The sequence below is a fragment of the Enterobacter sp. 168J2 genome (assembly GCF_034107265.1).
GTDB lineage: Bacteria > Pseudomonadota > Gammaproteobacteria > Enterobacterales > Enterobacteriaceae > Enterobacter > Enterobacter nematophilus.
Map to the genome: position 1 here is coordinate 40,015 of NZ_JAWNEB010000001.1, position 14,704 is coordinate 54,718.

The window sequence follows — 14,704 nt, forward strand, 5'->3', positions numbered from 1 at the left end:
GAATATGGCTATTCCAAAATTAACCGCATACGCGCTGCCAACCGCCGCAGAGCTGCCGACCAACAAGGTGAACTGGGCGTTTGAGCCGGAGCGCGCCGCGCTGTTGATCCACGATATGCAGGAGTATTTCCTGAACTTCTGGGGCGAAAACAGCGCAATGATGCAGCAGGTGGTGGCGAACATCGCCAGACTGCGCGCCTACTGCAAAGAACACAATATCCCCGTGTACTATACCGCCCAGCCGAAAGAGCAGAGCGACGAAGACCGCGCCCTGCTGAACGACATGTGGGGACCGGGGCTGACCCGCTCGCCGGAGCAGCAGCGCATCGTTGCTGAGCTGACCCCGGACGAAGCGGACACGGTGCTGGTGAAGTGGCGCTACAGCGCGTTCCACCGCTCGCCGCTGGAGCAGATGCTGAAAGAGACCGGCCGCAACCAGCTGCTGATTACCGGCGTTTATGCGCACATCGGCTGCATGACCACCGCCACCGACGCCTTTATGCGCGACATCAAGCCGTTCTTTATTGCCGACGCGCTGGCGGATTTTACCCGCGACGAGCACCTGATGTCGCTCAACTACGTGGCCGGACGCTCGGGCCGCGTGGTGATGACCGACGAGCTGCTGCCGTCCGTTCCGGCCTCGAAGGCCGCGCTGCGCGAGCTGATCCTGCCTTTGCTGGACGAATCCGACGAGCCGATGGATGACGAAAACCTGATCGACTACGGTCTGGACTCGGTGCGCATGATGGCGCTGGCCGCCCGCTGGCGCAAAGTGCACGGCGACATTGACTTCGTGATGCTGGCAAAAAATCCTACCCTCGACGCCTGGTGGGCGCTGCTCTCCCGCGAGGTGAAGTGATGGGTTTTGATTTCACCGGTAAAACCGTCTGGGTAACGGGCGCGGGGAAGGGGATTGGCTATGCGACGGCGCTGGCGTTTGTAGAGGCGGGCGCGCGGGTGACCGGGTTCGATCTGGCCTTTCCGCAGGACGATTATCCCTTTACCACCGAGACGCTGGACGTGGCGAACGCCGCGCAGGTGGGCGAGGTCTGCGGGCGCGCGCTGGCGTCGCTTGAACGCCTTGACGTGCTGGTTAACGCGGCGGGCATTCTGCGCATGGGGGCGACGGATGAGCTCTTGCTGGAGGACTGGCAGCAGACCTTCGCGGTCAACGTAGGTGGCGCGTTCAACCTGTTCCAGCAGACGATGGGCCAGTTCCGCCGTCAGCAGGACGGGGCGATTGTCACCGTGGCCTCCGACGCGGCACATACGCCGCGCATCGGCATGAGCGCCTACGGCGCGTCGAAGGCGGCGCTGAAAAGCCTGGCTCTGACCGTCGGGCTGGAGCTGGCGGGCAGCGGCGTGCGCTGTAACCTGGTGTCGCCCGGCTCAACGGACACCGACATGCAGCGCACCCTGTGGACCAGCGACGACGCAGAACAGCAGCGCATTCGCGGCTTTGGCGAGCAGTTTAAGCTCGGCATTCCGCTGGGCAAAATCGCCCGTCCGCGGGAGATTGCCAGCACCGTGCTGTTCCTTGCATCCGATGCCGCCAGCCATATTACCCTGCAGGATATCGTGGTGGACGGCGGCTCCACGCTGGGGGCGTGATGATCTGGAAACGTCATTTATCGCTTGAAGAACTGAACGCCACCAGCGTGAACACCCTGGTGGCGCACCTGGGCATTATCTATACCCGCCTTGGGGACGACACGCTGGAAGCGGAGATGCCGGTGGATGCGCGCACCCATCAGCCGTTTGGCCTGCTGCACGGCGGGGCGTCGGCGGCGCTGGCGGAAACGCTCGGCTCAATGGCCGGTTTTCTGATGACCCGCGACGGGCAGAGCGTGGTGGGCACGGAGCTGAACGCCACGCACCATCGCGCGGTCTCTCACGGTAAGGTGCGCGGCGTATGTCAGCCGCTGCATCTGGGGCGTTCGAGCCAGAGCTGGGAGATCGTGGTATTCGACGAGCAGGGGCGGCGGTGCTGCACCTGTCGGTTGAGTACGATGGTGCTGGGGTAGGTCATCCAGCTGAAAGTGATCGGCTTAACACTGTGGTGTAAATCTCTGGTTTGACCACGCATTATTGCGTTTCAAAGTTGTTAAATTTTATCCGTTGTTCTAGAAACAAAATGTAACATCTCAATGTTTCACAACAACGGAAAACAACTATGAACAACTCAGGGAAATACCTTACGTGGGCGGTGCTCTCCGTTGTGGGAGCCTTTGCCCTGGGCTATATCGCCCTCAACCGGGGGGAACAGATCAATGCGCTCTGGATCGTCGTCGCCTCCGTCTGCATTTATCTGATCGCGTACCGTTTTTATGGCCGCTATATCGCGAATACCGTGCTGGCGGTTGACGGCACGCGTATGACGCCTGCCGTGCGTCACAATGACGGACTGGACTACGTGCCGACCGACAAAAAAGTGCTGTTCGGTCACCATTTTGCGGCGATTGCCGGAGCGGGCCCGCTGGTAGGGCCGGTGCTGGCGGCGCAGATGGGCTACCTGCCGGGGATGATCTGGATCCTCGCGGGCGTGGTGCTGGCGGGCGCGGTGCAGGACTTTATGGTGCTGTTCGTCTCCACCCGCCGCGACGGCCGTTCTCTGGGCGAGCTGGTGAAAGAGGAGATGGGGGCAACCGCCGGGGTGATCGCGCTGGTGGCGACCTTTATGATCATGGTAATCATCCTCGCGGTGCTGGCGATGATCGTGGTGAAAGCGCTGACCCACAGCCCGTGGGGGACCTATACCGTCGCCTTTACCATTCCGCTGGCCCTGTTTATGGGGATCTACATTCGCTACCTGCGCCCGGGCCGCATTGGTGAAGTGTCGGTGATTGGCCTGGTGTTCCTGGTGTTCGCGATTATCTCCGGCGGCTGGGTGGCGGAAAGCCCGACCTGGGCACCGTTCTTCGACTTTACCGGCGTGCAGCTGACCTGGATGCTGGTGGGCTACGGCTTCGTGGCGGCGGTGCTGCCGGTGTGGCTGCTGCTGGCCCCGCGCGACTACCTCTCTACTTTCCTGAAAATCGGCACCATCGTCGGGCTGGCAATCGGCATTCTGATTATGCGTCCGACCCTGACCATGCCTGCGTTGACCAAGTTCATCGACGGTACCGGCCCGGTCTGGACCGGCAACCTGTTCCCTTTCCTGTTTATCACCATCGCCTGCGGCGCGGTGTCCGGCTTCCACGCGCTGATTGCCTCCGGCACCACGCCGAAGATGCTGGCCAATGAAAATCAGGCCTGCCTGATCGGCTACGGCGGCATGCTGATGGAGTCCTTCGTCGCGATTATGGCACTGGTCTCGGCCTGCATTATCGACCCGGGCGTTTACTTCGCGATGAATAGCCCGATGGCGGTACTGGCCCCGGCGGGCACCGCTGACGTGGTGGCATCCGCCGCGCAGGTGGTGAGCGGCTGGGGCTTTGCGATTACTCCGGAAACGCTGACGCATATTGCTAATGAGGTGGGCGAGCAGTCGATCATCTCCCGCGCGGGCGGGGCGCCTACGCTTGCGGTGGGCATGGCCTACATCCTTCACGGCGCGCTGGGCGGGCTGATGGACGTGTCGTTCTGGTATCACTTTGCCATCCTGTTCGAAGCGCTGTTTATTCTGACGGCTGTGGATGCGGGAACCCGTGCGGCGCGCTTTATGCTGCAGGATCTGCTGGGGGTCATCTCCCCGAACCTGAAGCGTACCGACTCGCTCCCGGCTAACCTGCTGGCGACGGCGCTGTGCGTGCTGGCGTGGGGCTACTTCCTGCACCAGGGCGTGGTGGATCCGCTGGGCGGGATTAACACCCTGTGGCCGCTGTTCGGTATCGCCAACCAGATGCTGGCGGGCATGGCGCTGATGCTCTGCGCGGTGGTGCTGTTCAAGATGAAGCGCCAGCGTTACGCGTGGGTGGCGCTGGTGCCAACCGCCTGGCTGCTGATCTGTACCCTGACGGCGGGCTGGCAGAAAGCCTTCAGCCCGGACAACAAGGTGGGCTTCCTGGCGATCGCCAACAAGTTCCAGGCGATGATCGACAGCGGCAAGATCCCGGCTCAGTACACCGAGTCGCAGCTGTCGCAGCTGGTGTTCAACAACCGTCTGGATGCCGGGCTGACCATCTTCTTTATGGTGGTGGTTGTGGTGCTGGCGTTGTATTCTCTCAAAACCGCGCTGGCTGCGCTGAAAGTCGACAAGCCAACGGCGAAAGAGACACCGTATGAGCCGATGCCTGAAAACCTGGAAGAGATTGTGACCCAGGCGAAAGGGGCGCATTAATTTAACCAAATATACCCCTCACCCCGGCCCTCTCCCCATAGGGGAGAGGGTGTTGTAAGTTCCCTCTCCCCTATGGGGAGAGGGTTAGGGTGAGGGGAACATGTGAGAAACGACCTATGTTCGACACCCTATCCAAAGCAGGTAAGTACCTGGGCCAGGCCGCCAAAATGATGATTGGCGTGCCGGATTACGACAACTACGTCGAGCATATGCGCGTCAACCATCCGGACCAGACGCCGATGACCTACGAAGAATTTTTCCGCAACCGCCAGGACGCCCGCTACGGCGGTAAGGGCGGGGCAAAGTGCTGTTAACCCTCTTTGGGTAAATAGAGGCTGATTTGCTCCTGTTTACAGCCGTAGATGGCCGCCAGCTTTTCGCGGGTGCGCTTTTGCGGACGGGAGTCCAGCGCTTCCAGCTGTGACACGGCGGACTGGCTGATGCCGAGTTTCTCCGCCACCTCCTGCTGGGACATGCCGCGCAGGATACGCCACGCGGCCTGCAGGCTGACGTTCTGCCAGGTCATGATGCTGCACACTTCTCCGGGCAATTCCACGTCATCCAGGCTATCGTGTTCGACTTCAATATCCTCCAGGTCGTCATCGGTTTCGTCGTCAATTTCCGACATCTGTAAGAGCATACGAAAATATTCGTGATAGGGAATAACGGCGTACTGCGTTTTCCCGTTATCGTCCTTGATTAGCTGTACAGCCATAGGTGGCACTCTCCTCATGCAGGTAAGTCGTTGAAGTTCTGCGCTTGACGGCCAAAACATAACAATGGTTATCGGGATCGTCCCGAAGCGTATAGATGATGCGGTAATCGCCTACGCGTAACCGGTAACGATCTTCGGTCGCCGATATTTTTTTGATATCGGGCCGGGGAGCCGAGCGGTCATCCAGCTCAGTAAGCTTTACCTCAATGCGTCGCTGATACCGCTCGTCAATCTTTGAAAACGCCTTTTTTGCACCATTGGACCAGACAATCTTCATCCGTACCTCCACTGTACGCCCACACAAAATATAAGGAAATAATAAGACTATTAGATAAATTCCGAATTTCTAATGGGGTACTGTAGAGCTGAGAAAAAGCGGGAGAAAGCGGCAAAACGCGAATCGTCGAGAGCGCTTGAGAAGGCCTCTGCCGGGCGACAGAGGCTTGCAGGAAATATGCGATCAGGCGTTCAAACCGCCGTCCACGTCCAGACCGGTACCGGAGATCTGACCGGCAGCCGGGCTGGCGAGGAAGGTGACCGCCGCCGCGACGTCTTCCGGCTGACCGTAATGACCCAATGCAATAAGCTGACGCTGAGAGTCAGCCTGTTCGCCGTCTTCCGGGTTCATATCGCTGTTGGTGGGGCCGGGGTGAACCAGGTTGACGGTTATACCGCGCGGCCCTAAATCACGGGCGAGTCCGCGGGTGAGGGAGTTCAGTGCAGATTTGGTCATCGAGTAAACGGCAATGCCCGGCTGCGCCACGCGGTTCGCCAGACAGCTGCCGATGTTGATGATGCGCCCGCCGTCGGACATGTGCACCAGCGCTTCCTGAATGGCGATGACCACGCCTCGGATGTTGACGTTGATAAGGGCGTCGATGTCCGCCAGCGTCATGGACTCCAGCGGGCCGCCGCGCGCAATCCCGGCGTTGTTGACCAGAATGTCCAGCCCGCCGAGGGATCGCGCCGCATGGGTGACGGCATCCTGAATCGCCTGCGCGCTGGCGCTGTCCGCCTGAACGGCCTCGCCGTGCCGCCCCAGCGCCTTAATCTCATCGGCGACCGCCTGGGCTTTATCGGCGGATTTTTCATAGGTGATGACCACATCGGCACCGGCGCGCGCCAGCGACAGGGCAATCGCACGACCCAGCCCGCGGCTGGCGCCGGTAACCAGCGCCTTTTTACCTGTTAAATCGATCTGCATGATGACCTCGTTACGAGAGTGGTGAGAACCATCATTAGGTATAGCCCGTCGGCGCGATTAACGGTGGAAGGATTCCACTTTCTCAAACGCGGCGCGCAGAACGTCAGGCGTTAGCGTAACGGGTAAATAGTGAACCGACTCCACCGGGCGCAGGGTGTGGGCAATGACCCTGTCCAGCTCGTCGCGGTTATTGATGTTGACGTCCAGCTCGCGAAGCGTGGTCGGCAGGTTAAAGCGCCGGTATGCCGCCACCAGCTGCGCCAGCACGTCGTCCTGGCCGAGCAGGGCGCTCTGCACCAGAATGCCGTAGGCCACCTTGGTGCCGTGGAGGAATTTTTCCGTCTGCGGCAGCACGGTTAAGCCGTTGTGCACCGCATGCGCCGCCGCCACGCGGGTGTAGCGTTCGCCCAGGCCGCCGACCATCCCGCCGCCGGCGATAATCGCGTCCACCACGTCCCGGAACGCCTGCGTTTGCTCGCCGCGCTGCTGGTCGGCCAGCGCTTGCTCGCTGTGTTCCAGCAGCACGTCGCGGATCGCCAGCGCGCCGTTAAGGCCAAGACGCACGGTCAGCGGCAGGTTCTCCGGCTCAGGTGCCAATACTACCGCTTCGTACCACTTCGCCAGCGTATCGCCGATCCCCGCCAGCAGGTATTCCGCCGGGGCGTTGAGGATAATCTGCGGCTCCACCAGCACCAGGAAGTTGGCGTCGTCGAAGATCTCAAACTGCAGCGCCTGCCCGGCATCGTTGTACCAGACGGAGAGCGGGGTCCACGCGGCGCAGGTAGCGGCAATGGTGGGGATGCCCACGAACGGCACCCCTAAGCGGCGCGCCACGGCCTTGACGGTGTCCATGACCGCGCCGCCGCCCACCCCAATCACCACGCTGGCATCGCTGCCGGACTCGTTCACCAGATGGGTGACGTCGCGCTCGCTGCAGTGGCCTTTAAACAGCAGGTGCTTCGCCCCCGGCGCGTTAAAGCTCTCCGGCAGGAACGGGCGCGCGCCCTCTATTGCGCGCTCGCCGTAAATCCATACCGCACGGGAAAGCTGTTCCGGGGTAAAGAAGTCATTCAGATGCGCAAGGCTTCCGGAATGAGAGAAGTAGTTCGCCGGGCCGGGCACGACGCGGATGTCGGTGTTGCTCATGGTGTTGTCCTTTTTTCGCAAGCGCTAACCCGATGTTATGTCTGGACATCCGGATGGCTAATAATATTTCGCTTTATCTTATGCCTTTTCCGTCGTTGTCAGTCAACCGGAGCTGTGAAAAATTCGATAAATCAGAAGAGTTATGAAGGATTTACGCGGATGGTTTCCAGTCGCCTTGAAATGCGCGGTATCAGCCTGGCCTTTTCCGGCTTTCAGGCGCTGTCGCGCGTGGACTTCACGCTGAACGGCGGATCGGTGCACGCGCTGATCGGCGCCAACGGCGCGGGGAAATCAACGCTGATGGCGGTGCTGTGCGGGACGCACGACCACTATGAAGGCGAAATCTGCATCAACAACCAGCCGGTAAGCATTCGCGAGCCGCTGGACGCCAAACGGCTGGGCATCCACCTCGTGCAGCAGGAGGTGGACGTGGCGCTGATCCCGGGGTTGAGCATTGCCGAAAACATCATGCTCGACCAGCTGGCGCAGCCGGGGCACCGCTACCGCTGGCGCGACATCCGCCAGCAGGCGGGGCAGGCGCTGGCGCAGCTCGACGTTACGCTGGACGTTCGCCGCTCCATCGACGGCTGTTCGCTGGCCGAAAAGCAGCAGATTTTGCTGGCACGCGCCTTGTCCCAACACTGCCGTTTTTTGATTCTTGATGAGCCCACCGCGCCGCTGGACGCGCACGAGAGCGAGCGCCTGTTTACGGTGGTGAGACGTTTAAAAGAGCAGGGCATCGGCGTGGTGTTTATCTCCCACCGCATTCACGAGCTGAAGGCCATCTGCGACACCCTGACGGTGCTGCGCGACGGCAGGCTGGTCGAGTCCGGCCCGATGGCGGATCTGAGCGGAGAGGAGATCGTCGAAAAGATGCTCGGCCACGTGCTGAGCGATATCTACCCGCCCGCGCGGCCGCCGCACGGCGACGAAACGCTGCTGCGGGTGGAAGGGCTGCACGACGACGCGCTGCTTAAAGATATCTCCCTGCACCTGCGCAAAGGCGAAATTCTCGGGATTGCCGGGCTGGCGGGGGCGGGGAAAACCGAACTCTGCAAGGCGCTGTTTGGCGCCACCAAAAGCCGCGTTGCGCGCGGTGAGCTGAATCATCAGGCCTGGTCCCCGCGCGACCCGGCCGACTCCGTGCAGCGCGGGCTGGCGCTGGTACCGGAGGAGCGGCGCAAGGAGGGTATTTTTATCGACGAGCCGGTGAGCATGAACCTTGCCGTGAGCGCCGATAACAGCTTTTCGCGCTGGAGCCTGTTCGGCCATCGTCAGGCGTGGCGCTGGGCGGAAGAGGTCATCGCCCGGGTCGGCGTGCGAACGCGCGGGCCGGGGCAGGTGCTGCGCCGCTTATCCAGCGGCAACCAGCAGAAGGTCGCCATCGGCAAATGGCTGCGCAACGACGCCAGCGTGCTGATATTTGACGAGCCGACCAAAGGCGTGGACGTAAAGGCCAAAACCGATCTGTTCCAGCTGATTGACGGCCTGGCGCGCGAGGGCAAAGGGGTGATTTACGCCTCCGGCGAGTTCGCCGAGCTGGTGGGACTGTGCGACCGCATCTGCGTCCTGTGGGACGGGCGCATCGTGGCGGAAATCGCCGGGGCCGAGGCCCGCGAAGAGACACTACTTTATTATTCAACCGGAGGAACGGCGTCGTGAGCAAGGCCCTTTCAGTAACGGCGGCGGCGTCTGGCCGTCAGCAACTTTTTGATTTTCTTTATAAGTGGGGCATGCTGCTGACCGTCGTCGCGCTGGTGGCAATCTTTGGCCTGGCGTCGGACAGCTTCCTCGACCCAAACAACATCATTAACATTCTGCGCTCGATCGCCATCGTGACGGTGATTGCCGTCGGCGTGTCGATTTCGCTGACCGTCGGCGGGTTCGATCTCTCCGTGGGATCGACCGCGTCGCTGGCGAACGCGCTGGTGATTTCGCTTTTTGTCTGGCACGGCTTCGGTACCACCGAGTCGATTCTGATCACCCTCGCGCTCTGCACGCTGGTCGGCCTGTTTAACGCCTTTCTGATCGTCATCCTGCGCATCCCGGACATGCTCGCGACGCTCGCCAGCCTGTTTGTTATCCAGGGCGTGGCGATGACCTACAGCTACGGCGGGTCGATTACCGAGAACATGGTGCTGCCGAGCGGCGACATGGCGGAAGGCACCATTCCGGCGGCGTTCAGCCTGCTGGGGCAGGTGCCGACCATCGTCATCATCATGCTGGCGGTGACCCTTCTGGCGCAGCTTGGACTGTCGCTGACCACTCATGGACGCCGGATGTACGCCATTGGCGGCAACCCGGAAGCGGCGCGCCTCTCGGGCATTCGCACCACGCGCTACAGGGTGGCGGCCTACGTCATCGCCTCGCTGCTGGCGGGGCTGGGCGGGATTTTGCTGGCCTCGCGCATCGGGTCGTCGCAGGTGAACGCGGGCGGCGGGTATCTGATGGACGCGGTGGCGGCGGCGTGGATTGGCTTCTCGCTGGCCGGGTCCGGCAAGCCGAACGCGCTGGGGACCCTGGTGGGAGCGGTTATTCTCGGTGTGCTGTCGAACGGGCTGGTGATGCTCTCCGTGCCGTATTACGCGATGGACATAATAAAAGGGCTGGTGCTCGCGGCGGCACTGGCGATCACCTACATACAAAAACGCTGACAACACAACGGGATAAAAAAATGAAAAAGATTGCGCTCTCTTTGGTGGCACTGGGGTTACTCACGGCACTGCCGGGCTTCGCGGCCACGCCCGCGCCGGTTCCGGCTGCCATTGCGAACCACGACGGCCCGATCCGCATTGCGGTGATCCGTAACCTCGGCTCGGACGACAACACCACGCAGTTTGTTGCCGGGGCGATTCAGGAAGGGAAAAAGCTTGGCTTTAAGGTCAGCACCTTTTTGAGCAACGGGGACGACGCCAAATTCCAGGACTTCGTTAACCAGGCCATCAGCCAGAAGTATGACGGGATCATTCTCTCTCAGGGCCGCGATCCGTACTCCACCGCGCTGGTGAAGAAGGCGGTGGATGCCGGGATTAAAGTCGCCGTGTTTGATACCGCCGTTAATGGGGATATCCCGGGCGTGACCGTGACGCAGCAGGACGATGCCTCCCTGACGAACCTCTCCTTCGGCCAGCTGGCAAAAGATTTCAACGGCAAGGCGAATATCGTCAAGCTGTGGGTGGCGGGCTTCCCGCCGATGGAGCGCCGTCAGGCTGCCTATAAAGAATTGCAAAAGCAGTACCCGGAGATTAAAGAGCTGGAGTCCATCGGCGCGGTCTCCTCTGACGTGCAGGGCGACACCGCCAACAAGGTGGGGGCGATCCTGGCGAAATACCCGAAAGGCAAAATCGACGCCATCTGGGGCACCTGGGACGCCTTCAGCCAGGGCGCGTATAAGGCGCTGAAAGAGAACGGACGCACCGAGATCAAGCTCTACAGCATCGACATCTCCAACCAGGACTTACAGCTGATGCGCGAGCCGGGTAGCCCGTGGTCAGTGAGCGTGGCGGTGGATCCGAAGCTGATTGGCGCGACCAACGTGCGCCTGGTAGCCAACAAGATTGCCGGGGAAGCGACGCCTGCGACCTACGATTTCAAAGCGGCAGCCATTCCGCAGGCGCTGCTGACCGCCCAGCCGGGCGCGGTGAACGTGGCGTCGCTGGGGAAAATCATTCCTGGCTGGGGCCAGACGGAAGATTTTATTGCGCCGTGGTTTGCGACGCTGGAAGCGAAAAATAAATGAGCATCCTTCCCACGCCAGAATACAGCCGCAATATGCGGCTGATTGGCCATAGCGACCAGGGCGGCCGACCGGACGGCGTGCAGCTGATGGTGCATCGCGGCTTCGCCTATATCGGCCATATGGTGTCGCAGGGCTTTTCGATTGTTGACGTGCGCGACCCGAAAAAACCGAAAGCGGCGGGCTACGTGCCCGCACCGCCGGGCACCTGGAACGTCCATTTACAGGCGCATGACGATCTGCTGCTGGTGATTAACGCCCGGGATCTGTTTGCCGATGCCCGCTTTGCCGACGAGAAGGTCTACTACACCCGCCAGGTAGGGGAGACCGTTAGCGACGTGCAGGACAGGGGCTGGAGCGCCGGGCTGCGCGTGTTTGATATCTCCACGCCGGACGCGCCGCGCGAAATCGGCTTTCTGTCGCTGAGCGGCATCGGCATTCACCGCATCTGGTACGTGGGCGGGCGCTGGGCGTACGTGTCGGCGCTGATCGACGGCTTTACCGACTACATTTTCCTGACCATCGACCTGGCGGACCCGCGTAAGCCCGAGGTGGCGGGGCGCTGGTGGCTGCCGGGGATGAACCAGGCCGCAGGCGAACAGCCCAGCTGGCCTGAAGGGAAACGCTACGCGCTGCACCATGCGATTATCGCGGGCGATACCGCCTACGGCAGCTGGCGCGACGGCGGCTTAACGCTGCTGGACGTGAAGGATCGTACCCAGCCTAAGCTCATTAGCCACCGCAACTGGAGCCCGCCGTTTGGCGGCGGGACGCACACCGCGCTGCCCTTACCGGACCGCGATTTGCTGGTGGTGCTGGACGAAGCGGTGCTGGATAACCAGCAGGACGGCGAGAAGCTGATCTGGCTGTTTGACATCCGCGAGCCGTCGAACCCGGTGAGCATTTCGACCTTCCCGCAGCCGAATGAAACCGACTACGTGGCAAAAGGGGCGCACTTTGGCCCGCACAACCTGCACGAGAATCGGCCGGGGAGCTTCGTCAGCTCGACGCTGATTTTTGCGACGTATCAGAACGCGGGCGTGCGCGCGTATGACATTTCCAACCCGTATCGCCCGGTGGAAACGGGGGCGCTGGTGCCCGCGGCACCGGAGAGGATGATGGACACGCGGCCGAATCGCCCGCAGGTGATCCAGTCGTGCGACGTGTTTGTGGATGCGCAGGGGATTATTTACAGCACGGACTATAACGGCGGGCTGTCGGTGATTGAGTATTTGGGGTGAGTGCGGTTTGATGCCCCTCACCCTAACCCTCTTTCCAAAGGGGAGAGGGTAAAAATCAGCTGTACTGCCGCACCCTTGCCACCAGCTCTTCCGCACCGTCGATGCGGTCAGCAATGACGATCAGCGCTTTCCCGAGCGTTATCGCGTGGCGCAGGCATTCGTGGCGCATGGCCTCGTCCTGGATGCTGTCGATATCCGCGACGTGGGAAAGCCCGACGCTGCGGCGAATGAGCTCGGTGCCGCAGAACCCAATGGCGTCGTGCCAGACCTTTTTCAGGAATGCGGAGGCATAGCCCGGTGCGCTGAGCGCGGCGTCGCGGGCTTTCTCGTTTGCCAGCGCCTGGAAGCGTTCCGCGAAGGTGTTCCACAGCTCCTGAATATCGGTCAGGCGCTGCTCGCGGGCGGCGGCGGCATCGCGAATGCCAAGATGCCCCGGCAGGCCGCAGAAGTTCAGCAGCAGGTTGCCGATGGCGGTGCCGACGTCAAAGCCAATCGGCCCGAAATAGCCGAACTCTGCGTCGATGGCCTTCAGGCTGCCGTCGGCCACGAAAATCGACCCGCTGTGGATGTCCCCGTGCAGCAGGGCTTCGGCGTGTGAGAAGAAGCGGTGCTTCAGAGAGGCCACGGCAATTTTTAGCTGGGCGTCGTCGCGCAGGGCCGCTACGTCTTTTTCCAGCTCGGCCGGATAGCTGTTGCGCTCGTGGACCTGGTACGGATCGTTGAAGAACAGATCTTCGGTGATCTCGCACATCTCCGGGTTGATGAACTTCGCCACCTGCGCTTTTTTCTCGTGCGGATGCAGGTAGAAGTCGCTGGTGTGGAACAGCGCGTGCGCGAGGTATTCCCCCAGCTGGCGCGCCGCCTGCGGGTAGTAGATGTTGTTGATTAACTCGCCGCGCCAGATGCGATGGCTGGAGAGATCTTCCATTACCATCACCGCCAGTTCCGGGTCAAAGTGGTGGATTTTCACGGTGTGCTGCGGGCTGTGCTGGTAGTGCTCAACCAGGGTTTGCGCTTCAAGGCGAGCGCGATCCAGCGTCAGCGGCCAGGACTCGCCGACGCAGCGCACGTAGGGCAGCGCCTGCTTAACGATGATGCGGCTCACGCCCGCGCCGTCAAAAATTTTAAAGACCAGATTGAGGTTGCCGTCGCCTACCTCCTGCGCCTCTACCAGCGATGAAGGATCGTCAAGTCCGCCAAACTGCCTGGCATACTCCACGGCGTCCTGAGCGGTAAAGGTACGGTATTGCGACATGGCCTGCTCCTCACGAGTTTTACTTATTAAGACATGTAGACGTCTATACATCTGGATTTCATCCTGACACAATGTGCTACAACAACGCAACAGGGAATTAACGACATGCAGACATTACAGACGACCAGCCTGCGGGTGGCGGATAATCAGCTATTTATTCTCGACCAGCAGGCGCTTCCGCAGGAGAAACGCTGGCTGGATGCCTCGACGGTTGAAGCACTGGTTGGGCATATCCACGCTCTGCGCGTGCGCGGCGCGCCGCTGATTGGTCTCTCTGCAAGCCTGCTGCTGGCGCTGCTGGCGGAAAACGGCAAAAGCCGCGACGAGCTTGCGGCGGCGCTGGACACGCTTCGCGCGTCCCGCCCGACGGCGGTGAACCTGATGAACAACCTCGACCGCATGAAGCGGGCGCTGTGGCAGGAAGAATTTGTTCCGGCGCTGGTCGCGGAAGCGCTGCGCCTGATTGACGAAGACAAACGGCTTTGCGAGGCGATTGCAAAAGCGGGCAGCGCGCTGGTGAAGCCCGGCAGCCGTCTGTTGACCCACTGCAACACCGGCGGGCTGGCAACGGCGGGCGTCGGTACGGCGCTGGGCGTAATTGCCCGCGCGCATCAGGAGGGTAACGTCAGCAGCGTCTGGGTGGATGAAACCCGTCCGCTCTTACAGGGCGGCAGGCTAACCGCGTGGGAACTCGGCGAGCTGGGCGTGCCGTATCAGCTGATTACCGACTCCATGGCCGCCAGCCTGATGGCGAAAGGGCAGGTGGACGCCGTGTGGGTGGGGGCAGACCGTATCGCCGCCAACGGCGACGTGGCGAACAAGATTGGCACCTATTCTCTGGCGGTGCTGGCGAAGTTCCACGGCATTCCGTTCTACGTGGCAGCTCCGCAAACGACACTCGATCCGGACTGCCCGAACGGAGAGGCGATCCCCATTGAGCAGCGCGCCGCCAGCGAGGTGACGGGCGTTGCCGGAAGCTTTGGCGCGGTGCAGTGGGCACCGGAAGACGCGCAGGTCTATAACCCGGCGTTTGACGTCACGCCTGCCTCGCTGATTAGCGGCTGGGTGCTGGATACGGGCGTGGTCACGCCCCTGGAGGTTGCGGAAGGGAAATTTGCCTGAGTCCGG

The 14,704-nt window shown here is 61.5% G+C and carries 15 protein-coding genes; 10 read left to right on the forward strand and 5 right to left on the reverse strand.

Features of this window, described 5'->3' with window-relative positions:
- Positions 1 to 4 precede the first annotated feature (4 nt).
- From USG84_RS00170 to USG84_RS00190, 5 genes are all read left to right on the forward strand, one after another.
- A complete protein-coding gene (locus tag USG84_RS00170; RefSeq protein ID WP_151413395.1) occupies positions 5 to 859 on the forward strand; it encodes an isochorismatase family protein in 855 nt (284 codons plus the stop codon).
- Positions 859 to 1,611 carry a 2,3-dihydro-2,3-dihydroxybenzoate dehydrogenase EntA gene (gene entA / locus USG84_RS00175; protein ID WP_151413408.1) on the forward strand — a complete coding sequence of 251 codons (753 nt, stop codon included), beginning with the start codon at positions 859 to 861 and terminating at the stop codon, positions 1,609 to 1,611. The genes USG84_RS00170 and entA overlap by 1 nt, the downstream gene beginning before the upstream one ends.
- On the forward strand, positions 1,611 to 2,024 hold the full coding sequence (entH, locus tag USG84_RS00180) for a proofreading thioesterase EntH (RefSeq protein WP_151413396.1): 414 nt from the start codon (positions 1,611 to 1,613) through the stop codon (positions 2,022 to 2,024). Before entA ends, entH begins: the two co-directional genes overlap by 1 nt.
- A gap of 149 nt (positions 2,025 to 2,173) precedes the next feature.
- On the forward strand, positions 2,174 to 4,279 hold the full coding sequence (gene cstA / locus USG84_RS00185; RefSeq protein WP_061098912.1) for a pyruvate/proton symporter CstA: 2,106 nt from the start codon (positions 2,174 to 2,176) through the stop codon (positions 4,277 to 4,279).
- 116 nt (positions 4,280 to 4,395) lie between these two features.
- Positions 4,396 to 4,593 carry a YbdD/YjiX family protein gene (locus USG84_RS00190; RefSeq protein ID WP_126544125.1) on the forward strand — a complete coding sequence of 66 codons (198 nt, stop codon included), beginning with the start codon at positions 4,396 to 4,398 and terminating at the stop codon, positions 4,591 to 4,593.
- Here USG84_RS00190 and USG84_RS00195 read toward each other — a convergent pair.
- The 4 genes from USG84_RS00195 to USG84_RS00210 all read right to left on the reverse strand — a co-directional run bounded on the left by USG84_RS00195 (position 4,590) and on the right by USG84_RS00210 (position 7,344).
- The gene (locus USG84_RS00195; RefSeq protein WP_032670385.1) at positions 4,590 to 4,994 is read right to left on the reverse strand and encodes a helix-turn-helix domain-containing protein; all 405 of its coding nucleotides are present in this window, start codon (positions 4,992 to 4,994) and stop codon (positions 4,590 to 4,592) included. The genes USG84_RS00190 and USG84_RS00195 overlap by 4 nt on opposite strands.
- A complete protein-coding gene (locus tag USG84_RS00200; protein ID WP_253541190.1) occupies positions 4,966 to 5,271 on the reverse strand; it encodes a type II toxin-antitoxin system RelE family toxin in 306 nt (101 codons plus the stop codon). The genes USG84_RS00195 and USG84_RS00200 overlap by 29 nt, the downstream gene beginning before the upstream one ends.
- Before the next feature lie 183 nt (positions 5,272 to 5,454).
- Positions 5,455 to 6,198, reverse strand: coding sequence for an SDR family NAD(P)-dependent oxidoreductase (locus USG84_RS00205; RefSeq protein WP_061098910.1), 744 nt, complete (start codon positions 6,196 to 6,198; stop codon positions 5,455 to 5,457).
- A gap of 57 nt (positions 6,199 to 6,255) precedes the next feature.
- Positions 6,256 to 7,344 carry an oxidoreductase gene (locus USG84_RS00210; RefSeq protein WP_253541193.1) on the reverse strand — a complete coding sequence of 363 codons (1,089 nt, stop codon included), beginning with the start codon at positions 7,342 to 7,344 and terminating at the stop codon, positions 6,256 to 6,258.
- A gap of 159 nt (positions 7,345 to 7,503) precedes the next feature.
- On the opposite strand from USG84_RS00210, the gene USG84_RS00215 reads away from it, so the two are divergent.
- From USG84_RS00215 to USG84_RS00230, 4 genes are read left to right on the forward strand one after another with little or no spacing between them, the layout of a single operon-like run.
- Entirely contained in the window at positions 7,504 to 9,006 is a 1,503-nt protein-coding gene (locus USG84_RS00215; RefSeq protein ID WP_151413397.1) for a sugar ABC transporter ATP-binding protein, read from the forward strand.
- On the forward strand, positions 9,003 to 9,998 hold the full coding sequence (locus USG84_RS00220; protein ID WP_151413398.1) for an ABC transporter permease: 996 nt from the start codon (positions 9,003 to 9,005) through the stop codon (positions 9,996 to 9,998). The genes USG84_RS00215 and USG84_RS00220 overlap by 4 nt, the downstream gene beginning before the upstream one ends.
- Positions 9,999 to 10,018: 20 nt before the next feature.
- Positions 10,019 to 11,083 carry a sugar ABC transporter substrate-binding protein gene (locus USG84_RS00225; protein WP_253541196.1) on the forward strand — a complete coding sequence of 355 codons (1,065 nt, stop codon included), beginning with the start codon at positions 10,019 to 10,021 and terminating at the stop codon, positions 11,081 to 11,083.
- A complete protein-coding gene (locus tag USG84_RS00230) occupies positions 11,080 to 12,321 on the forward strand; it encodes an LVIVD repeat-containing protein (RefSeq protein ID WP_253541198.1) in 1,242 nt (413 codons plus the stop codon). The genes USG84_RS00225 and USG84_RS00230 overlap by 4 nt, the downstream gene beginning before the upstream one ends.
- Positions 12,322 to 12,376: 55 nt before the next feature.
- On the opposite strand, the gene mtnK is transcribed toward USG84_RS00230, so the two are convergent.
- A complete protein-coding gene (gene mtnK, locus USG84_RS00235) occupies positions 12,377 to 13,576 on the reverse strand; it encodes an S-methyl-5-thioribose kinase (RefSeq protein WP_253541200.1) in 1,200 nt (399 codons plus the stop codon).
- 105 nt (positions 13,577 to 13,681) lie between these two features.
- Here mtnK and mtnA point away from each other — a divergent pair, with 105 nt between their 5' ends.
- On the forward strand, positions 13,682 to 14,698 hold the full coding sequence (gene mtnA, locus USG84_RS00240) for an S-methyl-5-thioribose-1-phosphate isomerase (RefSeq protein ID WP_151413399.1): 1,017 nt from the start codon (positions 13,682 to 13,684) through the stop codon (positions 14,696 to 14,698).
- The last annotated feature ends 6 nt before the right edge of the window (positions 14,699 to 14,704 follow it).

Coding starts and splice junctions, on each gene's coding strand:
- entH (WP_151413396.1), top strand. CDS start 1,611: ATGATCTGGAAACGTCATTTATCGCTTGAAGAACTGAACGCCACCAGC.
- USG84_RS00200 (WP_253541190.1), bottom strand. CDS start 5,271: ATGAAGATTGTCTGGTCCAATGGTGCAAAAAAGGCGTTTTCAAAGATT.
- mtnA (WP_151413399.1), top strand. CDS start 13,682: ATGCAGACATTACAGACGACCAGCCTGCGGGTGGCGGATAATCAGCTA.
- USG84_RS00225 (WP_253541196.1), top strand. CDS start 10,019: ATGAAAAAGATTGCGCTCTCTTTGGTGGCACTGGGGTTACTCACGGCA.
- USG84_RS00205 (WP_061098910.1), bottom strand. CDS start 6,198: ATGCAGATCGATTTAACAGGTAAAAAGGCGCTGGTTACCGGCGCCAGC.
- USG84_RS00190 (WP_126544125.1), top strand. CDS start 4,396: ATGTTCGACACCCTATCCAAAGCAGGTAAGTACCTGGGCCAGGCCGCC.
- USG84_RS00230 (WP_253541198.1), top strand. CDS start 11,080: ATGAGCATCCTTCCCACGCCAGAATACAGCCGCAATATGCGGCTGATT.
- USG84_RS00215 (WP_151413397.1), top strand. CDS start 7,504: ATGGTTTCCAGTCGCCTTGAAATGCGCGGTATCAGCCTGGCCTTTTCC.
- USG84_RS00170 (WP_151413395.1), top strand. CDS start 5: ATGGCTATTCCAAAATTAACCGCATACGCGCTGCCAACCGCCGCAGAG.
- entA (WP_151413408.1), top strand. CDS start 859: ATGGGTTTTGATTTCACCGGTAAAACCGTCTGGGTAACGGGCGCGGGG.
- mtnK (WP_253541200.1), bottom strand. CDS start 13,576: ATGTCGCAATACCGTACCTTTACCGCTCAGGACGCCGTGGAGTATGCC.
- cstA (WP_061098912.1), top strand. CDS start 2,174: ATGAACAACTCAGGGAAATACCTTACGTGGGCGGTGCTCTCCGTTGTG.
- USG84_RS00195 (WP_032670385.1), bottom strand. CDS start 4,994: ATGGCTGTACAGCTAATCAAGGACGATAACGGGAAAACGCAGTACGCC.
- USG84_RS00210 (WP_253541193.1), bottom strand. CDS start 7,344: ATGAGCAACACCGACATCCGCGTCGTGCCCGGCCCGGCGAACTACTTC.